This window comes from Pseudomonas sp. BO3-4, from assembly GCF_034044115.1.
In the GTDB taxonomy this organism is placed as follows: domain Bacteria; phylum Pseudomonadota; class Gammaproteobacteria; order Pseudomonadales; family Pseudomonadaceae; genus Aquipseudomonas; species Aquipseudomonas alloputida.
On sequence record NZ_CP139018.1, the window covers coordinates 818,408 to 840,606 of the forward strand.

The window sequence follows — 22,199 nt, forward strand, 5'->3', positions numbered from 1 at the left end:
TTTTTTGTTGCCTGGACGGCACAGATTTACGCCGCTTCTATGTGGAAATCCAGCAAGCTGAACCCTGTGCCTGCATCCACTTCGGGCAAGTCCTCATGCACATGTCCGCCAAGCGCACAGTAGACCAGCCACTGGCGGTCCTGCACATTGATGGCAAAACCATCGATCAGCGCCTGTTGTTCATCGCTCTGGGCAACGAGGTAGAGGCGGTCCTGGTTTTCGGCGTGCAACATGAAAAAGCTCCGGGTCATCAAAAGGTCGACAGGGTCGCCTGTATTGATGACGAGCGGATGACAGATGAAATTTAACGACAGTTTGTCGCCAAGGCCGGGCGCCACGGTGTGACTTGGGTAGAATGCTGGCCTTTGCCACTGCTCACACCGAGGTTGCGTGATGTCCTTGCAAGTGCTCTGGGGGTTCCTGGCCGCCCATCCCACCAAGCTGATCAACCTGCTGGCGCTGCTGCTGACCTGCCCGGGCGGTTTGCTGCTGCACAGTGCGCGGCGGCGCGAGGCCGAAACCCGCGAGTACATGGCAGTAGACGAGGGGGTAGTGGACGCTTTCGACCTTCGGGTGCCGAAATACTTCTACATCCTGGGCTTTTCGTGCCTGGCGATGGCGCTGCTGCTGTCCTGGTTCAGCACCTGGATCTAAGAACCATCGGGGCCGCGTTGCGGCCCAATCGCGACACAAGGCCGCTCCCACAAGGGTGGACGCAATTCCCTGTGGGAGCGGCCTTGTGTCGCGATTGGGCTGCAAAGCAGCCCCAAATCTGATCAGGCTACAGGTGCCTGCTGCCGGACCTGGTACTGGTTGCGCACCGGCGTCGCATACTGCAACACCAGGTACGGCCGCTGCTCTTGCGGGCAGGCATCCAGACGCCGTTGCCATTCTTCCTTGGCCTTGGCCAGCTCATCAGCCGGGAACACTTTCTCGGCGCTTGGCACCTGCAGGGCTTCGTCCTTGCCTTCCCACATCGCATACGCCAGGTAATGCACCGGGAACAGTCGGTAGCCCCCCAGAATCTGCCGGTCGATCTCTGCCGCCAGCTGTTTTGTGTCTTCGTGGTACTCGGTGACCGGCGGCGCGAAGTTGATGTGGACTCGGCCCTTGTAGCCGGTAATGCCTTTGGCAATGCTGTTGTCATCTTCGCCCGGCGCCTTCTTGTAGGTGCCGGTTGTGGCGCGGATGTACAGCTCGCGGGCCTTGGCCTGGTCGCACGGGTCGTATTCGTAGCTGATCGACACCGGGGTCAGGTTCAGGCTCTGGATAACCGCACCGAACGGCTCGTCCTTGCGGCTCATGTGGAACATCTTGAGGATCGCCGAGTCGGTACGGTCGTCACCGTCCTTGGCCCGACCTTCGGCCTGGGCAATCCAGATCGAGGTGGCATCGTTGCGGATCGAGTGGTTGATGTAGGCCGATAACAGTTGGTAGGCAGCCAGTTTTTCGCGCCGCCCGCTGATCGAACGGTGCACGATGAAGCTCTTGTTCAGGCGCATCATGTCGCTGACAAAGGGCTTTTGCAGCAGGTTGTCGCCAATGGCGATGCGCGGCGTGGGCAGGCCGGCGTGGTACACGGCATAGTTGACGAAGGCCGGGTCCATGACGATATCACGGTGGTTGGCCAGGAACAGATAGGCGGTGCCGGCCTTGAGCTGTTCCACACCCGAATAGGTGACGCCGTCGGTGGCGCGATCGATGGTCTGGTCGACGTAGTACTCGACTTTGTCCTGCAGGGTCGAGACACAGGTAACGCCGGCGAATTCCTTGCGCAGGCGGCGTGCGATCAAGGGCTTGAGCAACCAGCCGAGAGCACCGGCCGCACGCGGAAAGCGGAAGTGAGTGAGGATATCGAGGAATGCCGGGTCGCTGAGCAGGCGTGCCAGAACGGCAGGGACCTCAGCGTCGTCGTACGGTCGGATGGCATCGAATTCGCCCATCATGCTCTCTTGTTGGAAACGGCTAGGGTAATAAGGTAGGGACGGGCTCCGAAAAACGGCTCGGACGCACACAGACCCTGTAAACAGACCGGCAATTATACGCATAAGTCACTGCGGAGGCCGCGATGCTGGAAACCGACTTCTATGATTGCCCTTATTGTGGCGAACGTGTGGAAACTACCGTCGATCTGTCTGCGGGCGACCAGGTTTATACCGAGGATTGTCAGGTGTGCTGCCAGCCTGTGGTGTGCATTCTGCAGGTGCATGGTGACGAATGGATGCTTGAAGTCCGCCGCGAGGACGACGCCTGATGCAGCGCATCTACGAACCGGAAAGCCTGCTCGAGGCGCAAATGCTGGCAGGCATGCTTGCCAGCGAGGGGATCGATGTACACGTGGTCGGCCGTGACCTGCTCGGTGCCGCCGGCGAGCTGCCCTTGCAGGGCCTGTTGGGGCTTATCGTGGCTGATGAGCAGGCCGAATGCGCACGGCAGCTGATCGATGCGTACAATGATGCCCAGCCACTGGTTGGCGACGAGCCGGAGCATGTCCCCGGTACCTTGATCTGCTAGGTTCTGAATTCCCCCATGTGTGGACGTTATGCCCTGTTTCGCTGGCCCCAGGCCCTTGCCAGTCTGCCGGGTTTTCCCGTCGGCCAGCCGGCCCAATGGAATATATCGCCAGGGGCGTCGGTGCTGATCCAGCGCCAGTTTGATGGCCAGCAGCAACTGGCCAAGGCGCGCTGGGGGTTGACCCCGGCCTGGCTCACCGACCTGTCCCGTACCCCCGCCCATGCCCGGGCCGAAACGCTGGCCGAGCAACCGATGTTTCGCGATGCATTTCGCCAGCGTCGCTGCCTGATGCCGGCCAACGGCTTTTACGAATGGCGTGGCAACGTGCGCAAACGCCCGTTCTGGTTGACCCCGGGGGAGGGCGCGTCGCTGTATTTTGCGGCGGTGTGGGAGGCCTACCCGGTGCAGGACCAGGTATGGTTGAGTTGCGCGGTGGTGACCCAGGCGGCCATGAACCAGCGTCGGCCGCTGATACTGGACGAGGCCGGACAGGCGGCCTGGCTCGACCCGGACACGCCGGTTACCCGCTTGCACGAGCTGCTGGCCAGCCCACCTGCGACGTTGCGTGAGCGGGCCTTGGCCAATTTCGTCAATGACCCGAAGCTGGATGCGCCGGAGTGTCTTACCCCGGCTTGATGGGGGGCTGTGCCGGCCCTTTCGCGGGCAAGCCCGCTCCTACAATGATCGTGTTACCCCTGCTGTAGGAGCGGGCAAGCCTGCTCCTGCCCTCGGTCGTGTTACCCCTGTAGGAGCGGGCTTGCCCGCGAAGAGGCCGGTACAGGCGACGAAAATCTTCCCTGCGGCTATGGCAGCCACTGGCGACTCGGCCTAGGATACGCCGCATGTGGATAGGGAGTGTTTTCATGCGTAAGTCTTTTGTCGTCAGCCTACTGAGTGCTGGCATCCTGCTGGCCGGCTGCCAGGCGGTGAATACCACCAGCGGCGGTGCTGTTGGCGTCGAGCGCCAGCAGTACATGTTCAGCATGCTCTCGACCGATGAGGTCAACCAGATGTACGCGCAGTCGTATCAGCAGACCCTGGGTGAAGCGTCGAGCAAGGGTGTGCTCGACAAGTCCAGCGCCGATGCCAAGCGTGTGCAGGCCATTGCCAACCGCCTGATCGCCCAGGCGCCCAAATTCCGCCCGGATGCCGCGCAGTGGGACTGGCAAGTCAACGTGATCAAGAGTGATGAACTGAACGCCAACTGCGGCCCGGGCGGCAAGATCATCGTCTACACCGGGCTGATCGATCAGCTCAAGCTCACCGATGCGGAAATTGCCGCAGTGGTGGGGCACGAGATTGCCCACGCCTTGCGCGAGCATAGCCGCGAGGCCATGTCCAAGGCATACGGTGTGGAAATGGCTCGTCAGGGTGCCGGTGCCATCTTCGGCCTCGGCCAGAGCAGCATGGCCATGGCCGACACGGTGGTGAACTACGCCATGACCTTGCCAAACAGCCGGGCCAACGAGAACGAGGCCGACCTGATTGGCCTGGAGCTGTCGGCCCGTGCCGGCTACGACCCGAATGCCGCGATCACCTTGTGGAACAAGATGAGCAAGGCTTCCGAAGGTGCACCGCCTGAGTTCATGAGTACTCACCCGGCGTCCGCGAGCCGCATTGCTTCGCTGCAGGCGGCGATTCCGAAGGTGATGCCGCTGTATCAGGCTGCCGCCAAGCAGTAAATGCCTGAATCCTGGGGCTGCATGGCAGCCCCCGGTTTTCCCTTTATCCAATCCAGCCACTGGTCTTCATTGCCGAATAGACGGCCACGATCGCCAGCACGAAGAACGCCGTTGCCGCCAGGCGGCGAATCAGCGTCAACGGCAGTTTGTCAGCCGCGAAGTTACCCGCCAGTACCACCGGCACGTTGGCAATCAACATACCCAGGGTAGTGCCGATAATGACCATGATCAGGTGCGGATACTGCGCAGCCAGCATCACGGTGGCGACCTGGGTCTTGTCACCGATTTCGGCCAGGAAGAACGCAATCAGTGTCGTCAGGAACGGCCCGAAACGGCGAGCCGGGTTCTCGTCGTCATCCATCTTGTCCGGTACCAGGGTCCACAGTGCGGTGGCGGTAAAGCTCGCGGCCAGGATCCAGTGCAGTGCCGAATCGCTGAAGAAGCTGCCGACCCAAGCCCCCACGGCACCGGCTGCGGCATGGTTGGCCAAGGTGGCGGCGATGATGCCGGCGATGATCGGCCAGGGTTTGCGGAAGCGGGCAGCGAGAATGAGTGCGAGCAGTTGCGTCTTGTCGCCGATCTCGGCCAGGGCAACGATAGCGGTGGGGACCAACAGTGATTCCAGCATCAGGATTCCTACGGGGGCGGGTCGACACGGCTATGACACGTACAGCCTCCCCGCCCCGGGTAAGGTGTGCGTGTCATAGGTCTTGTCAAACCCTCGATCCGTCTATGCGGATCTCGCCATGCAGGCGTGCATGGTGGGTCGCACGCGCCATGGTCTGTGGACCAAGTATGTTGACGCGTACCGGGCGAGCTGGGTGCTCGCGGGAGACTACTCCCCTAGGACGGTGCGGATTCTGCCTAGGCAAAACGTTTTCGGCAAGCGCTGTTTTTTATCCGCGAGTTGCCTGGTAGATGCGGAAACCGTCGGCCTCGTCACGTACCTGGCAGTTGCCCAACGCCCCTTCGATCAGTGGTTGGTAGCGCAGGAAACTGTTGGCAACCAAACGCATTTCGCCACCTTTTCGCAGATGAAAGGCGGATTTTTTCAGCAAGTTTTCCGAAGCCTGATAGTTGGTATGAACGCCGGTGTGGAATGGCGGGTTGCTCAGGATAAGGCTCAGTTCGGTAGGGGCGGCGTCGATGCCATCGCCACTGATCACTTCGCCTTCCAGGCCGTTGGCAGCCAGCGTCAGGCGGCTGGCGGCCACGGCGAAGGCATCCACGTCCAGCAAGGTCACCCGGCTTTGTGGGTAACGGCGTTTGAGCGTGGCCCCCAGTACCCCGGCACCGCAGCCAAAGTCCAGCATGTGACCACCGGGCAGGCCGTCAAGATGCTTCAGGAGCAGTGCCGTACCTCGGTCGAGTCGGCCATGGCTGAATACCCCAGGCAGGCTGATCACCTGCAGCGGGCCGTCTTCCAGGGCCAGCTCGAAGCGCTCGGCCAGGCTTTCCAGCGGTTTTGCCTGCGGCGCCTGGTCGATGGTCACTTGCCACAGCTGGCAGTGCCGGGCGCTGTCGAGCTTGCGTGGCTTGCCAAAGGCCGCCAACTGCTTGGCCGCGCCCTCGATGCCACCGCGCTTCTCACCGACCAGGTACAGCTCGCGGCCAGCCAGGCGCGACGCCAGGGTGTTGAGCAGATAGGCGGCCAGCTCGCGGGATTTGGGCAGGAACAGCACGGCGCTTTCGAATGCTGCGGCAGGGGCCTCGACGCCGTAATGGCTGCGGCCTGCGAAGCGGCTTTCGAGCATGGCCTGATCGCCGGCATGCCAAGTCCAGGCCTGGGCCTGAGGCAACTGGCCGAGCAGGTCGTCGGCGGGGGCGCCGGCGATCAGCAGCGGCCCCTGAAACAGCTCTGCCTGGCGGAGCAACACTTCACTGCGCGGGTCCATGGACGACGTCTCCTGGAAAAAAGTGGCGCAGTGTAGCAGAGGCAGGCGCCTGGCTCAGCTGACCACGCGGCGTGGCTGCCCGGCGAAGAAGGCCTGGGCGTTCTCACTGAGCTGGCCGACGATGCGCTGGCGCGACTCTACGGCACCCCAGGCGCTGTGCGGGGTGATGATCAGGCGCGGGATGCCGGGCTCCAGCAGCGGGTTGCCGTTGACCGGCGGCTCCACGCTCAGCACGTCGGTCGCCGCGCCGCCCAAGTGACCACCGCGCAGGGCATCGGCCAACGCCTGTTCGTCGATCAGGCCGCCACGGGCGGTGTTGACCACCAGCGCGTTGGGCTTGAGCAGGGCCAGTTCGCGGGCACCGAGCATGTGCCGGGTGTGCTCGTTCAGCGGGCAGTGCAGGGTCAGGGCATCGACTTGCGGCAGCAACTCGTCCAGCGGCAGCCGGTCGGCGCGCTCCGGGCGGCCAGGGATCTGCCCGCTCAGCACACGCATACCGAAGGCTTCGGCCAGCCTCGCCACTGCGCCGCCCAGTTCACCGTGGCCGAGCAGGCCGAGGGTTTTGCCCTCCAGTTCGACGATAGGAAAGTCCAGCAGGCAGAACTGGCTGGCCTTGGCCCACTGGCCATCAACCACCGCCTGGTTGTAGTCGCACAGCCGAGTGGCCAGGGCCAACAGCAGGGCCAGGGTATGCTGGGCGACAGACGGCGTGCCGTAGCCCTGGCAGTTACACACGGTGATGCCCTGGGCGCGGGCGGCGGCCAGGTCGACATTGTTGGTGCCGGTGGCGGCCACCAGGATCAGCTTCAGTTGCGGGTTGGCAGCCAGGGTAGCGGCGTCGAGCATGACTTTGTTGCTGACCACTGCCACGGCGCCCTGCAAGCGTTCCGCGACCTGTTCCGGGCGGGTGGCGGCGAACAGTTCGAACTGGTCGAACTGCTGCTTCAGGGGCGAAAGGTCGAGGTCGCCAAGGTCAAGGGACTGGTGATCGAGAAACACGGCGCGACGCGGGCTGGGCATGAAGATCTCCGGTGGCAGGGAGGGATAAGGGCGTTGTGGCCATTCGCAGGCACGCCCGCGCCCGCAAGGTCACCACAACCCTTGCAGGCGCGGGCTTGCCGGCGAAGAGGCACTCGGCTTCGGCGCAAACCTGAAGCCGCCGCCGCAGTGTCTAGCTCAACCTTGCTGCCCGTCAACGCCCGCCACTCATACCTCTGCCACGCAAATCATTCCTTCGGCTGATTTGGCCGTCACATTGGCGAACTACAGTAAACCCAGACTTGTCCGGCCCGCTTTTCAGAAAAGGGATCCCCATGTTGCAGACACGCATCATCAAGCCCGCCGAGGGCGCCTATGCCTATCCATTGCTGATCAAGCGCCTGCTGATGTCCGGCAGCCGCTATGAAAAGACCCGAGAAATCGTCTACCGCGACCAGATGCGGCTGACGTATCCACAGCTCAACGAGCGCATTGCACGCCTGGCCAATGTGCTGACCGAGGCCGGGGTCAAGGCCGGTGATACCGTGGCAGTGATGGACTGGGACAGCCATCGCTACCTGGAATGCATGTTCGCCATCCCGATGATCGGCGCTGTGGTGCACACCATCAACGTGCGCCTGTCGCCGGAGCAGATCCTCTACACCATGAACCACGCCGAAGACCGCGTGGTGCTGGTCAACAGCGACTTCGTGGGCTTGTACCAGGCCATCGCCGGGCAGCTGACCACTGTCGACAAGACCTTGCTGCTGACCGATGGCCCGGACAAGACTGCCGACCTGCCCGACCTGGTCGGGGAGTATGAGCAGCTGCTGGCGGCGGCCAGCCCCCGCTACGACTTCCCGGACTTCGACGAGAACTCGGTGGCCACTACCTTCTACACCACTGGCACCACCGGTAACCCCAAGGGCGTGTATTTCAGCCACCGCCAGCTGGTGCTGCACACACTGGCCGAGGCCTCGGTCACCGGCAGTATCGACAGCGTGCGCCTGTTGGGCAGCAACGACGTGTACATGCCCATCACCCCGATGTTCCACGTGCATGCCTGGGGCATCCCCTACGCCGCCACCATGCTTGGCATGAAGCAGGTGTACCCGGGCCGCTACGAGCCGGACATGCTGGTCAAGCTGTGGCGTGAAGAGAAGGTCACCTTCTCCCACTGCGTACCGACCATCCTGCAGATGCTGCTCAACTGCCCGAACGCACAGGGGCAGGATTTCGGCGGCTGGAAGATCATCATCGGCGGCAGTTCGCTCAACCGTTCGCTGTACCAGGCCGCCCTGGCGCGTGGCATCCAGCTGACCGCCGCGTATGGCATGTCGGAAACCTGCCCGCTGATCTCCGCGGCACACCTGAACGATGAACTGCAGGCCGGCAGCGAGGATGAGCGCGTCACTTACCGTATCAAGGCCGGTGTGCCGGTGCCGTTGGTCGAAGCGGCCATCGTCGACGGCGAAGGCAACTTCCTGCCCGCTGATGGTGAAACCCAGGGCGAGCTGGTACTGCGTGCGCCGTGGCTGACCATGGGCTACTTCAAGGAACCGGAGAAGAGCGAGGAGCTGTGGCAGGGCGGCTGGCTGCACACCGGTGACGTCGCCACCCTCGACGGCATGGGCTACATCGACATCCGCGACCGCATCAAGGATGTGATCAAGACCGGTGGCGAGTGGGTTTCCTCGCTCGACCTGGAAGACCTGATCAGCCGCCACCCGGCCGTGCGCGAAGTGGCGGTGGTGGGGGTGGCCGACCCGCAGTGGGGTGAGCGTCCGTTTGCCCTGCTGGTGGTACGTGACGGTCACGATATCGACGCCAAGGCGCTGAAGGAACACCTCAAGCCATTCGTCGAGCAAGGTCATATCAACAAGTGGGCGATTCCAAGCCAGATCGCCCTTGTTACTGAAATTCCCAAGACCAGTGTCGGCAAGCTCGACAAGAAACGCATCCGCCAGGACATCGTCCAGTGGCAGGCCAGCAACAGTGCGTTCCTTTCCACGTTGTAACTGTTGTGCGGGTCGCGCACGTCAGAGCGTGACCCGCACGCTAGAGAGCCCGCCGCCTTGCCAAACGACAGAAATGCGCCATCCTTGAGCACTACCAGCCCGCAACCGGAGCAAAACTGCAGCGAGTTGGTGGCATGGAGCGCAAATCACACTTTAGAGGGATCAAGCGCCTGTGCCTGCTGGCTATAGTCGGGGCCAGGGGATTTTCAGGAATGGGGGAGGGCGACATGCGCAAGCTGTGTCGCCGCGGGTGCAAGCCTGCAAACCGGTCGCTCGGGCCGTTCTTGAAAGGACTCACTGCCATAACAAAAAAGTACATGGAGTAGCGTCGATGAAATCTGCAAACCTGTTCTGGCGCCGGGCCAAGCTGCCCTTGGCCGTCAGCCTTGCTTCCACGCTCGCAAGTCCTGCTTTCGCTGTCAGTTTCAACATTGGTGAAATCGAAGGCCAGTTCGACTCGTCGCTCTCCATCGGCGCCAGCTGGTCGACGGCCAACCCCAACAAGAACCTGATAGGGGTGAACAACGGCGGCAAGGGCCTGTCACAGACATCCGACGATGGCCACCTGAACTTCAAGAAGGGCGAAACCTTCTCCAAGATCTTCAAGGGCATTCATGACCTGGAGCTCAAGTACGGCGACACCGGTGTGTTCGTGCGCGGCAAGTACTGGTACGACTTCGAACTGAAGGACGAACACCGCGAGTTCAAGGACATCAGCGACTCCAACCGCAAGGAAGGCGCCAAGTCGTCCGGCGCCGAGCTGCTCGACGCCTTTGTCTACCACAACTACTCCATCGGCGATCAGCCTGGCTCGGTGCGGTTTGGCAAGCAGGTAGTGAGCTGGGGTGAAAGTACCTTCATCGGCGGCGGCATCAACTCGATCAACCCCATCGACGTGTCGGCGTTCCGCCGCCCCGGGGCCGAGATCAAGGAAGGCCTGATTCCCGTCAACATGTTCTACATCTCGCAGAGCCTGACCGACAACCTGTCAGCCGAGGCCTTCTACCAGCTCGAGTGGGACCAGACGGTCGTCGACAACTGCGGTACCTTCTTCTCCCAGCCGGACATCATTGCCGACGGCTGTACCGACAACTTGCGCGTGCTCAATAGCAGCCGCACGGTGCCGGGCGCTGCGCAGCAGTTCCTCGCCACGCGGGGCGTGGACATCAACGAAGAGGGTGTGATGGTGCGCCGTGGTGCCGACCGCGATGCGCGTGACAGCGGCCAGTTCGGTGTGGCCATGCGCTATATGTTCGAGCCGTTGGACACGGAGTTCGGCGCCTACTTCATGAACTACCACAGCCGTGCCCCCATCTTCAGTGCCACAGGGGCCCCGCCGTCCGTGTTCGCCGGGCTGAGCGCCCTGCCTGCACAGCTGCGCGCATTGGCGCCTCTGATCGTGGCGGGTAATTCCGAGTACTTTGTGGAATACCCCGAGGATATCCGCCTTTATGGCTTGAGCTTCTCCACCACGTTACCCACTGGCACCGCCTGGAGCGGCGAAGTCAGCTACCGCCCCAATGCGCCAGTGCAGCTCAATACCACGGATATCCTGTTCGCCGGTGTCCGTCCCATTGGTGGCGCGTTGAGCAACGCATCGTTGCTGACCGGTACGCCGGGGCAAGACCTGCATGGGTATCGCCGTAAGGAGATCACCCAGTTCCAGACCACCCTGACCCATTTCTTCGACCAGGTGATGGGCGCCAGCCGGATGACTGTAGTCGGTGAAGTGGGTGTCACCCATGTCGGCGGCCTGGAGAATGCCCACGATACCCGCTACGGTCGCGACCCGGTGTTCGGCCCAGGTCCATTGCCATCCACCGGTGGCGCCGATACCTGCCAGGCGCTCAATGGCAGCACCATCGCTGGCGCGGGTGCGGGGACATCCACCACCAACCTGAACCGCAAATGCGAGAACGACGGCTACACCACCAGCACTTCCTGGGGTTACCGCACGCGGGTCATCTGGGACTACAACGATGTCTTTGCCGGCGTAAACCTCAAGCCCAGCGTGGCCTGGTCGCATGACGTTTCTGGCTACTCGCCTGGCCCTGGTGCCAACTTCGAGGAAGGCCGCAAGGCAGTCAGCCTGGGCCTGGACGCCGAGTACCAGAACACCTACACGGCGAGCCTGTCGTACACCAACTTCTTCGATGGCAAGTACAGCACCGTGGATGACCGTGACTTCGTCGCGCTCAGCTTCGGCGTGAACTTCTAAGCATACAGATCCAGGACGACACGACATGAACAAGACCAGAAGTCTGCTGCAAGCCGGTGTACTGGGCCTGTCCCTGCTGGCGACCAGCGTCATGGCTGCGGTATCCGCCGACGAGGCGGCCAAGTTGGGCAGTACCCTGACCCCGATGGGGGCTGAAAAGGCCGGCAACGCCGATGGCTCGATCGGCCCTTGGGAGCCGCTGTCGAAGAGTGCGGGCAGCGTCGACGGCAAGGGTTTCCTGGCCGACCCGTATGGCAGTGAAAAGCCGCTGTTCACCATCACTGCGCAAAACGCCGAGCAGTACAAGGACAAGCTTTCGCCGGGCCAGATGGCCATGCTCAAGCGCTACCCGGACACCTTCAAGATCCCTGTATTCAAAACCCATCGCGGCTCCACGGTACCTGCGGACGTGTTCGCCGCCATCAAGAAAAACGCCACCCAGACCACGCTGACGGAAGGCGGCAACGGTTTGAACAACTTCAACACGGCGGTGCCGTTCCCGATCCCGAAAACCGGCCTGGAAGTGATCTGGAATCACATCACCCGTTACCGGGGGGGCAGTGTCAGCCGCCTGGTGATCCAGGCCACGCCGCAGCAGAACGGCTCTTTCAGCCCGGTTTACTTCTCCGACCAGTTCGTCTTCCGCGACAGGATGAAGGATTACGATCCGAACAACCCAGGCAACATCCTGTTCTACTTCAAGCAGGAAGTGACCGCGCCAGCGCGCCTGGCCGGGACTGTGCTGCTGGTGCACGAAACCCTCGACCAGGTGAAGGAGCCGCGCAAGGCGTGGATCTACAACGCCGGCCAGCGTCGCGTGCGCCAGGCGCCGCAAGTGTCGTACGACGGCCCGGGTACCGCCGCCGACGGCCTGCGTACCTCGGACAACCTGGACATGTTCAACGGTGCACCCGATCGTTATGACTGGAAGCTGGAAGGCAAGAAGGAGCTGTACATCGCATCGAACGCCTTCAAACTGGATGATCCGAAGCTCAAGTATGCCGACATCATCAAGGCTGGGCACATCAACCAGGACCTGGCCCGTTACGAGTTGCGCCGCGTCTGGCACGTAGTCGCAACCCTCAAGCCAGGCCAGCGGCACATCTACGCCAAGCGTGATTTCTACATCGATGAGGACACCTGGCAGGCCGCAGTGATCGACCAGTACGACGGCCGTGGCCAACTGTGGCGCGTGTCCGAGGCCCATGCTCAGCCTTATTACAACGTGGAAGTGCCTTGGTACACCCTGGAAACCATCTACGACCTGCAGTCCGGTCGTTACCTGGCCCTGGGCATGAAGAACGAAGAGAAGCGCGCTTACGACTTTGGCTTCAGTGCCAGCAAGGCCGATTTCCAGCCTGCAGCGCTGCGTCAGTCGGGTATTCGCTAAGCTGAAATCACTGAACGCCGTGTGATCCCCAGAACGCCCCGGCTTGCCGGGGCGTTTCTATTTCCTGAACCGGCCTCTTCGCGGGTGAACCCGCTCCTACAGGCTCCGAGCAGCCCTGTAGAAGCGGGTTCACCCACGAAGAGGCCGGACAACGCAATAAGCCGCCTGAATACCTCCCCAAACCCCCGCCCCAGCCCCTGTCCATCAGCCATGTTGCTTTTTGTCGCAGTCTTTTCCATGCCAATTGCGTCCATCATCTTCAAATGCGCAGCGTTAACGGCTAGTCTCGCAAACATCCATACCGCCGTTGTCTTCCAACCAGAACGAGCCGGCCATGACAGATCTGTCCCGTACGCATGGATTCGCGAGTCAGGCCCTTGGCCTGCGGGACGGGCGTTTCTTCCGGCCGCCGCTGCCGGATGGCCATGTGCAGCGCCTGCGTTTGTGCCAGCGGCTGGAAGCCGGTTTGGGCGGGCGGCTGCTGCTGGTCAATGCCCCGGCAGGTTTCGGCAAAAGCTCCCTGGCCATCGAGTTTTGCGAAACACTGCCCGAGCACTGGCGTAGCCTGTGGCTTGGCCTGAGCCAGCGGGACGCCGACCCTGGCCGCTTCCTTGAGCGCTTGCTTGAAGGCCTGCAGCAATACTGCCCGGCACTGGGCGGCCAGGCCATGGGCCTGCTGAAAATGCGCCAGCGCCATCAGCCGTTTGCCTTTGAAGAGTGGCTCGACGGCCTGCTCGATGAGCTGGCGCTGTACCTGCAAGCTGATACGCCGCTGCTGCTGGTACTGGACGACTATCACCTGGCCCAAGGGCCGGTGCTTGACCGTTGCCTGCAGTTCTTCCTCAATCATCTGCCACCCGGCCTGGTGTTGCTGGTGACCAGCCGCCAGCGGCCAGACTGGCACCTGGCGCGGCTGCGCCTGTCCCGGCAGTTGGTCGAGCTTAACGAACAGGACCTGCGCCTCACTGCGGATGAGTCGTTGGCAGTGATCGGTCGCCAGCCTACCGGCCTGCGCGGCCAGGCACTGGACAACCTGATCCAGCGCAGCGACGGCTGGGTCGCCGGGCTGCGTTTCTGGCAGCTGGCGGCCAGCGACAGCGCCGACGAGCAAGCCTTGCCCCAGGCGCTGCATGGTGGCGAGGGACTGATCCGCGACTACCTGCTTGAAGAAGTCATCGATAGGCTACCTGCAGACGTGCAGGCTTTCTTGTACGAAACCGCCTGCCAGGAGCGTTTCTGCGCTCCGCTTTGCGATGCGATGCGTGGCCGCCACGACAGTGCCGCCGTCCTGAGCTTCCTGCAGGCGCATCAGGTGTTCCTTGTGCCGCTGGACGAGCATGGGCACTGGTTCCGCTATCACCATTTGTTCTCCGACCTGCTGCGTAGCCGACAGGCGAGCGAATCGCAGGTCGCTCTGCATTTGCGGGCCTGCCGCTGGTTTGAAGCTCAGGACCTGCTGGACGAGGCGGTGGAGCAGGCTTTGCGTGCCGGCCACCTCGATGTTGCCGCCGACCTGGTGCAAAGTCTGTCCGAGGAGCAACTGCTGGCCGAGCAGAACGTCGGCATGTTGCTGCGTTGGAAGATGGACCTGCCCGACAGTCTGTTGATCAGCACGCCGCGGCTGATCGTGCTGTACAGCTGGGCGTTGGGCCTGGCTTGCCAGCTGGATGCTGCCGAGGAACTGGCCGGTTACCTCAGTCGCTTTCTGCCCGCGCCTTCGGCGACCGCGCAAAAGTCGATGCTGGCCCAATGGCTGGCACTCAGTGGGGTCATTGCCCGTGGCCGTGGCGACCGCGAGCGCACCCTGGCCTATTGCGGCGAAGCGCTGCAGAGCCTGCCGAGCAAGCGCTACGGCCAACGCCTGGTGTGTTTGTCGACGCTGTCCAACCTGGCCATTGCCGATGGCGACTTCTGGCGGGCCCGAGGCTGGAACCGCGAGGCCCTGGAGCTGGCCCAGCGGGTCGGTAACCCCTTGTTCGAGGCGCTGGCGCATTACGACCGGGCGCGGGTGCTGCATGCCCGTGGCGAGGTGCTGCGCGCGCTGGACGAAGTGCGCCAGGGCCTGCAACGTCTGCAAGGGCTTTCGGCGCAGCGGCTGTATGCCGTGCGTGCGCGGTTGACGCTTTACGAAGGTTACCTGCTGGTCTCGCGTCTGCAGCCGGCTCAGGGCCGCGCGCGTTTGCGCGCCGGGCTGGGTGAGGCGCGAGCGTGCCGGGACATCAGTGTGCTCATCGGTCATTGCGTGATTGCCACGCTCGATGGCCGGGAAGGTCACTTTGCCGAGGCCTTTGCCGAACTGGCTGAGGCCGAGCGCTTGATGCACATCTGGGATGTGCCCCCGGTCTACTACCTGGCCATGATTACCCTGGTCAAATGCGAACTGTGGCTGGCCCAGGGGCGTACCGACCTGGCGGAGTCCTGGCTGCAGCGCCTGGGCCAGACCTATGGCGGCGAGCAGCCGGCGGCGGCACCGGAATTCCATCCGCTGCTGCCGTTGCACATTGCGTTGCAGCAGGCATCGCTCGATCGCATCCAGTTGCGTAGCGACGATGCCGTGCAACGCCTGGCATGCCTGGTAAAGCGCGGCCAGGCCAGTGGCGGCATGATGCTCGCCGTCAGCGCCCTGTGCCAATGGCTCTCCCTGCTGTTGGACGAAGGCAAGGAAGGGCAGGCCGCGCAGTTGCTGCCAAGTTTGCTGGAAGCGGCGCATGGCGGTGTGATGCAGCCAATGCAGCCACTGCTGGAAAAACACCCGCAATGGCTTCATGAACAACTGCAGGCAGGTGCCGCTTGCCCGGTTCAGGCGGAACTGCTCAAGCACCTGCCGCCACTGCCAATTGCCAGTACGGGCAACGGCGAAGCGCTGAGTGGCCGCGAAATGGCTGTGCTCGAACTGATTGCCCAAGGCTGTTCCAATCAGCAGATCAGCGAGCAGCTGTTCATTTCCCTGCACACGGTGAAGACCCACGCCAGCCACATCAACAGCAAGTTGGGCGTGGAGCGGCGCACCCAGGCGGTGGCCAAGGCCAAATCCCTGGGGTTGCTGGCGTGATACTGGCCCTGCAGGTCATTGCTCGTTAAAGTGATGGCCTGAAGCCATAGTTTTTGGCCGACAATGCTCTACCCTCATCTTTCCCGACCAGCTGCCGATACAGCGATCGGTGGCATCGCCTCGCGCGATTTTTCAATCATTCCAAGGCAGGTCGTGTTGATGCTGCAGTACGGGCAAAAGAGCTTTCTGATCGTCGACGACTTTACCGACTTTCGTACGTCGACCCGTTCCATGTTGCGCGAGTTGGGCGTGCGCGACGTGGACACCGCTGACAGCGGCGAGCAGGCGCTGCGCATGTGCGCGCAGAAGCGCTATGACTTCATCCTGCAGGACTTCCATCTGGGCGATGGCAAGAAGAACGGGCAGCAGGTGCTTGAAGACCTGATCATCGACAAGCACATCAGCCATGAGTGCGTGTTCATCATGGTCACTGCCGAGAGCAGTCAGGCGATTGTCCTTAGCGCCATCGAGCACGAGCCCGATGCCTACCTGACCAAACCGTTCAACCGGGTTGGCCTGGCCCAGCGCGTCGAGAAACTGTTCCAGCGCAAGACGTTGCTAAAACCGATCCTGCAGGCGCTGGACCGCAACCGTCCGGCCGAAGTACTGGCGGCCTGCGCCGAGCTGTGCAAGAAGGATCCGCGCCTGGCGCCCTTGTGCTTGCGCTACCGGGCCGATGCCCTGCGCAACCTCAACCGTTTCGAGGAACTGGAAAAATTCCTCAAGGCCATCCTGGCCAGCCGTCCGCAGCCGTGGGTATATGCCGCGTTGGGCGCACTGATGCACAAGCGTGGTCAGAATGCCCAGGCCCAGGGTGTATACGAGCAGGCGCTCAAGGCGTTCCCGATCATGCCAGGCCTTTACGATGGCATGGCCGAGGTGCTGGTGGCGCAGGGTGATACCCGGCGCGCGCAGAACTTGCTTGAAGAAGCCGTGCGCCTGTCGCCTTTGTCGGTGCGTCGGCAGTCGACGCTGGGCAAGCTGGCGCTGGAGAACGAAGACTTCGAGAGCGCATCGAAGGCGTTCCGCCATGCGGTGAACCAGGGGCAGAGTTCGCGCTACAAGGATGCCGAAAACAACCTTGGCCTGGTGCAGGCGCTGATGAGCAAGAATGCAGGCTTCGGCCTGGACGCCCGCACCCGGGTCGAGATCAACACCACGCTCAGCGAAGTGGCCAAGGAAAACCCCGAGGACCAAGGCCTGCAGGTACGTGCGCGGATGATGAAGGCTGCCAGCCTGCAGCAGGCCGGCGACCCGGAAACGGCCGGCAAGCTGACAGAACAGGCGATTCAGCGCCTGGACAAGATGAACCAGTTCTTCTCTGTCGATTCGGCCCTGACTGTCGCTGCGCAACTGCAGGCGATGGGGCAGGAAGCCGCCGCCATCGGCGTGCTGAAGAACTGCGTGGAAAGTTATGGCGATGACCCCAAGGTCATGGAGAAAGTGGGCAAGCTGACGGATGACCCCAGCGTGCTCAACGCCATTACCGAAGCGGTCACCCTCAATCGGCAGGGTGTGCGCAGTTACCAGGGAGGGCAGCTTGGCGAGGCGTTGCAACTGTTCCGAAAGGCATTGGGTTTACAGCCGAAGAACATCAGCATCGCCCTCAATACCGCCCAGGCGCTGCTGCGCATCGGCGGTGACAACCCTCAGCCTGCGATCATGCAGGAGTGCCGCGACGCCTTGACCAGCGTGGCCGGTATCCCTGCCAGCGACAATCGCTATGACCGTTACCGCAAACTGCACATCCGAGTGTTCGGCGCATGAATCAAGACAATCAGGGGCTGGATTTTTCCACGGTGATCGCCTCCACCGTGCACGACCTCAAAAGTTCGTTGTCGGCGCTGATCCAGTCCCACAGCCAGTGGGTGGAACGCTTGCCCGAGGAACTGCGCGGCGGTGCCGAACAGGGGATCATGGAGCATGAATTTCGTCACCTCAACGGCATGCTGGTGCAGTTGCTGGGCTTGTACAAACTGGGTGTGAACCAGTTGCCGGTATGCCCGGACTACCATGAGCTGGATGATTTCATCGAAGCCCAGCTGGCGGCGCACGAGGAAGTACTCAAGCACAACGACATTCTCGCCACCTGGCGTATCGACACCGACAATCCGCTGGGTTTCTTCGACCGCGAACTGGTGGCCTCGGTAATCGCCAACGTCATCACCAACGCCACCCGCTTTGCCGGGCACGCCTTGCTGATCACCATCGAAGAGGCCGACAACCAGTTGGCCATTTGCGTCAACGATGACGGCCCGGGTTATCCAAAGCACATGCTCGAGCGCCAGGAGGATTACATCCAGGGCATCGACTCGACCAGCGGCAGTACCGGCCTTGGGTTGTATTTTGCGGCGCGGATCGCAGCGTTGCATGAAAGCGGCGGGGTGCGCGGGCGGATCGAGATCTCCAACGGCGGGGCGCTTGGGGGCGGGTTGTTCAGGTTGTTTTTGCCTTGAGGTATTGGGTGCCTGGGCGATCGAGCGCCGCCCGCGCGGCGCATCGCGAGCAAGCTCGCTCCTACATTTGTTTCGGGTCAGTATTGCCTGCACCCTCGCGCGCGACCGCCTTGTTTGTTCCACGCAATATCGAGGTGGGCACCAAGGTGGCGCGCACCTCCGCCTCAGGAATAACTGGCCCGAAACAAATGTAGGAGCGAGCTTGCTCGCGATGCGCCGCGCGGGCGGCGCTCGAGCTCACAGGCGCCACTTCGCTCAAGACATGAACCTCGTGCACCCACCCCATTTTCCTGTCAGGCTCCCAGCAGAACCCAGCTTCACCTGCGAGAACACCATGACCCAAGCCCCGCCTGCTCTCATCCGCGAAACCTTCCCTGTCGGCCCCTTGCAGTGCAACTGCACGCTGATCGGCGACCCCCTGACCAAGAAAGCCATGGTCGTCGACCCGGGTGGTGATGTGGACAAGATCCTTGCCCGCCTGCAGGTCCACGGCCTGACGCTGGTGAGCATCATCCACACCCATGCGCACTTCGACCACTTCCTCGCGTCAGGCAAGCTCAAGGAGCTGACGGGTGCCACGCTGCACCTGCACAAGGACGACCAGATGCTGTGGGACAACCTTGAGATGCAGTGCCAGATGTTCGGCGTACCTTACACCCCGGTACCGGCACCGGACCGCTGGCTGGGCGATGACGAAGAGCTGACCTGCGGCTGCGGTGTGGCGTTGCATACGCCAGGCCATACCCCGGGCTCGATGAGCTTCTGGTTCGCCGACGCCAAGTTGTTGATTGCCGGTGACACCCTGTTCCGCCGGGGGATTGGCCGCACCGATTTGTGGGGTGGCGACCAGCGGGCAATCGTGCGTTCCATCAAGGAGCGGCTGTACCGGCTGGACGAAGAGGCCATCGTGGTGACCGGCCACGGGCCCGACACCCGTCTGGGCGACGAGATGCGGGAAAATCCATTCGTGCGTGCCTGATGGCACATGAAGGCACTTTCATGGAATTTTTCGTTGCCGATGCGTTCCAAGGCTGGCATAGAACCCTTTGGGATCTGCCGCATTTATGAATTTCAGTAGGAGCTTGTCCATGTTCACCATGCGTCGTCTGATTATCGTCGCAACCGCCGCTGCACTGATGACCGGCTGTGCCGGCCAGAACCCCTACGACAACCAGGGTCAGGCGCAGGGCTCCACAGGGATGAGCAAGACCGCCAAGTACGGCGGCCTGGGGGCGCTGGCCGGTGCCATCGCCGGCGCTGCCATCGACCACAACAACCGTGGCAAGGGTGCACTGATCGGTGCTGCCGCTGTGGGTGCCGCTGCAGCCGGTTATGGCTATTACGCCGACAAGCAGGAAGCCGAGCTGCGCGCGCAAATGGCCAACACAGGTGTGGAAGTGCAGCGTCAGGGTGACCAGATCAAGCTGATCATGCCGGGCAACATCACCTTCGCCACCGACTCGGCCAACATCGCCCCAAGCTTCTACTCGCCGCTGAACAACCTGGCTGGCTCGTTCAAGCAATTCAACCAGAACACCATCGAAGTGGTTGGCTTCACCGACAGCACGGGCAGCCGCCAGCACAACATGGACCTGTCCCAGCGCCGTGCGCAGGCGGTTAGTACCTACCTGACTTCGCAGGGTGTGGATGCCTCGCGTATCTCTGTCCGTGGCATGGGCCCGGACCAGCCGATCGCCAGCAATGCTGACGCCAATGGTCGTGCGCAGAACCGCCGTGTGGAAGTGAACCTGAAGCCGATTCCGGGTCAGCAGTATGAGCAGCAAGGTCAGGTTCAGCAGTATCCCTGATTGACCTTCAGGGCTGCTTTGCGGCTCTGTGGGAGCGGGCAATCCCGCTCCCACAAAGCTTGCAAAGAAGCCTCTGCTTTTAGCGCGCCACGCTGGCCTGAATCGCCGTCAGGGCAATGGTATGCACGATATCGTCAACCTGCGCCCCACGCGGCAAGTCGTTCACCGGTTTGCGCAAACCCTGCAGCATCGGCCCCAGGCTGACCCCGTCGGCACTGCGCTGCACCGCCTTGTGGGTCGTATTGCCGGTATTCAGGTCGGGGAACACGAACACCGTGGCGCGCCCGGCCACCGGGCTAGCCGGCGCCAGCTCTCGGGCGATCGCCGGGTTGGCCGCTGCGTCATACTGCAACGGCCCATCGATCAGTAGCGCCTGGGCCGCGTCCTGTGCCAGGCGTGTCGCTTCGCGCACTTTCTCGACTTCTTCATCGCTGGCCGAATCGCTTGAATAACTGATCATCGCCACCCGTGGCGCGATGCCGAAGGCCTGCGCCGATTCGGCACTCTGTTGGGCAATCTCCGCCAGCTCGGCAGCGCTTGGGTGCGGGTTCATCACGCAGTCGCCGTACACCAGTACCTGCTCGGGGAACAGCATGAAGAACACCGACGAGACCAGGCTCGAGCCGGGTGCGGTCTTGATCAGCTGCAGGGCCGGGCGGATGGTGTTGGCCGTGGAGTGCACCAGGCCCGAGACCAGGCCGTCTACTTCGTCCAGGGCCAGCATCATGGTGCCGATCACCACCGGGTCTTCCAGCTGCTGCTCGGCCATCGGTGCGTTGAGGTTCTTGCTTTTGCGCAGCTCGACCATGGGTTCCACGTAGCGCCCGCGAATCAGTTCGGGGTCGAGAATCTCCAGCCCCGGCGGCAACGTGATGCCCTGGGCGCGGGCCACGGCGTCGACGTCTTCGGGTTTGGCCAGCAGCACGCAGCGGGCGATGCCGCGGGCCTGGCAGATGGCTGCGGCCTGCACCAACAGTGGCTCGGCGCCTTCTGGCAGGACGATGCGCTTGTTGGCCTGCTGCGCACGCTGAATCAGCTGGTAGCGGAACACTGCCGGCGACAGGCGCAGTTCGCGTGGCGTGCCGCAGCGTTGGTGCAGCCAGGCCGCGTCGAGGTGGCTGGCGACGAAGTCGGTGATGAACTCGGCACGCTCGCGGTCGTCCACCGGGATTTCGCGGTTCAGCGAGTTGAGCTGGTTGGCGGTGTCGTACGAGCCGGTGCTGACCGAAAGGATCGGCAGGCCGGCCTGCAGTGCACCGCGGCACAGGCCAAGGATACGCACGTCAGGCTTGCTGTCGCTGGTCAGCAGCAAGCCGGCCAGGGGCACGCCATTGATCGCTGCCAGGCTGACAGCGAGGATGATGTCGTCGCGGTCGCCGGGGGTTACCACCAGGGTACCCGAGGTCAGTAGCGGGACCGTGTTGGCCACCGTGCGTGCACAGATGATGATCTTGCTCATGCGCCGCTGCTCGTAATCGCCGGCATTGAGCACCTGGGCGCCGAGCAGCTCGGCCACATCGCGTGTCCGCGGTGCGTTCAGCTCGGGCTGGTAGGGGATGCAGCCAAGCAGGCGGAAGTCATTGCCACGCAGCAATGGCGAGTGCTCGCGCAGGCGGGTGGCGAAGTCCGCCATGCTCTCGTCGGTACGCACCTTGTTGAGGATCACCCCGAGCACTTTCGGGTCGCGTGGGCCGCCAAACAGTTGGGCCTGCAGTTCGACCCGGCCAGACAGCTCGCTGAGCACTTCGTTTTCCGGGGCCGATACCAGGATTACTTCGGCATCCAGGCTCTTGGCCAGGTGCAGGTTGACCCGTGCTGCGTAGCTGGCGTGGCGTGTGGGCACCATTCCCTCGACCACAACCACGTCATTGCCGACGCAGGCTTGCTGGTAGAGGCGGATGATTTCTTCAAGCAGCTCGTCCAGCTGGCCATCGCCGAGCATGCGCTCGACGTGGGCCAGGCTCAGTGGGACCGGTGGCTTGATGCCGTGGGTGCGGGCGACCAGTTCGGTGGAGCGCTCGGGGCCGGTGTCACCCGGGTGGGGCTGGGCGATAGGCTTGAAGAAGCCGACCTTCAGGCCGGCACGCTCCAAGGTGCGCACCAGGCCCAGGCTGATCGAAGTCAGGCCGACACCAAAGTCGGTCGGCGCAATGAAAAATGTCTGCATGCGTGCTTCTCGAAATAAGCG

At 62.7% G+C, this 22,199-nt stretch carries 19 protein-coding genes and 1 riboswitch; of the genes, 13 read left to right on the forward strand and 6 right to left on the reverse strand.

Features of this window, described 5'->3' with window-relative positions:
• Positions 1–26: 26 nt before the first annotated feature.
• Positions 27–233, reverse strand: coding sequence for a hypothetical protein (locus REH59_RS03805; RefSeq protein WP_003247353.1), 207 nt, complete (start codon positions 231–233; stop codon positions 27–29).
• Between the two features lie 160 nt (positions 234–393).
• Here REH59_RS03805 and REH59_RS03810 point away from each other — a divergent pair, with 160 nt between their 5' ends.
• Positions 394–654: a hypothetical protein gene (locus REH59_RS03810; protein WP_014859511.1), complete on the forward strand. Its 261-nt coding sequence runs from the start codon at positions 394–396 to the stop codon at positions 652–654.
• 122 nt (positions 655–776) lie between these two features.
• Here REH59_RS03810 and REH59_RS03815 read toward each other — a convergent pair whose 3' ends face one another.
• A complete protein-coding gene (locus REH59_RS03815; protein WP_014589682.1) occupies positions 777–1,946 on the reverse strand; it encodes a 1-acyl-sn-glycerol-3-phosphate acyltransferase in 1,170 nt (389 codons plus the stop codon).
• Positions 1,947–2,068: 122 nt separating this feature from the next.
• On the opposite strand from REH59_RS03815, the gene REH59_RS03820 reads away from it, so the two are divergent.
• The 4 genes from REH59_RS03820 (at position 2,069) to REH59_RS03835 (ending at position 4,196) form a co-directional block, all read left to right on the forward strand.
• Positions 2,069–2,254, forward strand: a complete 186-nt coding sequence (locus tag REH59_RS03820) for a CPXCG motif-containing cysteine-rich protein (protein ID WP_003247349.1) — start codon at positions 2,069–2,071, stop codon at positions 2,252–2,254.
• Positions 2,254–2,514: a putative signal transducing protein gene (locus REH59_RS03825; protein ID WP_003247348.1), complete on the forward strand. Its 261-nt coding sequence runs from the start codon at positions 2,254–2,256 to the stop codon at positions 2,512–2,514. The genes REH59_RS03820 and REH59_RS03825 overlap by 1 nt, the downstream gene beginning before the upstream one ends.
• Positions 2,515–2,529: 15 nt before the next feature.
• A complete protein-coding gene (locus REH59_RS03830; RefSeq protein WP_128573583.1) occupies positions 2,530–3,150 on the forward strand; it encodes an SOS response-associated peptidase in 621 nt (206 codons plus the stop codon).
• A gap of 227 nt (positions 3,151–3,377) precedes the next feature.
• Entirely contained in the window at positions 3,378–4,196 is an 819-nt protein-coding gene (locus REH59_RS03835; protein WP_003247344.1) for a M48 family metallopeptidase, read from the forward strand.
• 43 nt (positions 4,197–4,239) lie between these two features.
• On the opposite strand, the gene REH59_RS03840 is transcribed toward REH59_RS03835, so the two are convergent.
• From REH59_RS03840 to REH59_RS03850, 3 genes are all read right to left on the reverse strand, one after another.
• Positions 4,240–4,824, reverse strand: a complete 585-nt coding sequence (locus REH59_RS03840) for a TMEM165/GDT1 family protein (protein ID WP_012051194.1) — start codon at positions 4,822–4,824, stop codon at positions 4,240–4,242.
• Positions 4,825–4,912: 88 nt separating this feature from the next.
• Positions 4,913–5,052, reverse strand: a riboswitch (yybP-ykoY riboswitch).
• Positions 5,053–5,092: 40 nt separating this feature from the next.
• Positions 5,093–6,091: a class I SAM-dependent methyltransferase gene (locus REH59_RS03845; RefSeq protein ID WP_014859509.1), complete on the reverse strand. Its 999-nt coding sequence runs from the start codon at positions 6,089–6,091 to the stop codon at positions 5,093–5,095.
• A gap of 54 nt (positions 6,092–6,145) precedes the next feature.
• Positions 6,146–7,111, reverse strand: a complete 966-nt coding sequence (locus tag REH59_RS03850; RefSeq protein WP_014859508.1) for a 2-hydroxyacid dehydrogenase — start codon at positions 7,109–7,111, stop codon at positions 6,146–6,148.
• 293 nt (positions 7,112–7,404) lie between these two features.
• On the opposite strand from REH59_RS03850, the gene REH59_RS03855 reads away from it, so the two are divergent.
• The 8 genes from REH59_RS03855 to REH59_RS03890 all read left to right on the forward strand — a co-directional run bounded on the left by REH59_RS03855 (position 7,405) and on the right by REH59_RS03890 (position 20,011).
• Positions 7,405–9,087 (forward strand): fatty acid--CoA ligase, encoded by a 1,683-nt coding sequence (locus REH59_RS03855; protein WP_014859506.1) that lies wholly within the window; start codon positions 7,405–7,407, stop codon positions 9,085–9,087.
• A gap of 331 nt (positions 9,088–9,418) precedes the next feature.
• Entirely contained in the window at positions 9,419–11,305 is a 1,887-nt protein-coding gene (locus REH59_RS03860) for a DUF1302 domain-containing protein (protein WP_014859505.1), read from the forward strand.
• A gap of 25 nt (positions 11,306–11,330) precedes the next feature.
• Complete coding sequence (locus REH59_RS03865) at positions 11,331–12,695, forward strand: DUF1329 domain-containing protein (RefSeq protein WP_019750460.1); 1,365 nt, start codon at positions 11,331–11,333, stop codon at positions 12,693–12,695.
• A gap of 334 nt (positions 12,696–13,029) precedes the next feature.
• A complete protein-coding gene (locus REH59_RS03870) occupies positions 13,030–15,747 on the forward strand; it encodes a LuxR C-terminal-related transcriptional regulator (protein WP_014859503.1) in 2,718 nt (905 codons plus the stop codon).
• A 159-nt stretch (positions 15,748–15,906) separates the two neighbouring features.
• Positions 15,907–17,514 (forward strand): tetratricopeptide repeat-containing response regulator, encoded by a 1,608-nt coding sequence (locus tag REH59_RS03875; protein ID WP_003247330.1) that lies wholly within the window; start codon positions 15,907–15,909, stop codon positions 17,512–17,514.
• Positions 17,511–18,203, forward strand: a complete 693-nt coding sequence (locus REH59_RS03880) for a sensor histidine kinase (protein ID WP_010952009.1) — start codon at positions 17,511–17,513, stop codon at positions 18,201–18,203. The genes REH59_RS03875 and REH59_RS03880 overlap by 4 nt, the downstream gene beginning before the upstream one ends.
• Positions 18,204–18,537: 334 nt before the next feature.
• Positions 18,538–19,182 carry an MBL fold metallo-hydrolase gene (locus REH59_RS03885; RefSeq protein WP_014860188.1) on the forward strand — a complete coding sequence of 215 codons (645 nt, stop codon included), beginning with the start codon at positions 18,538–18,540 and terminating at the stop codon, positions 19,180–19,182.
• A gap of 109 nt (positions 19,183–19,291) precedes the next feature.
• Positions 19,292–20,011 carry an OmpA family protein gene (locus REH59_RS03890; protein ID WP_003247328.1) on the forward strand — a complete coding sequence of 240 codons (720 nt, stop codon included), beginning with the start codon at positions 19,292–19,294 and terminating at the stop codon, positions 20,009–20,011.
• 79 nt (positions 20,012–20,090) lie between these two features.
• On the opposite strand, the gene pta is transcribed toward REH59_RS03890, so the two are convergent.
• Entirely contained in the window at positions 20,091–22,178 is a 2,088-nt protein-coding gene (pta, locus tag REH59_RS03895; protein ID WP_014755345.1) for a phosphate acetyltransferase, read from the reverse strand.
• Positions 22,179–22,199: the final 21 nt, after the last annotated feature.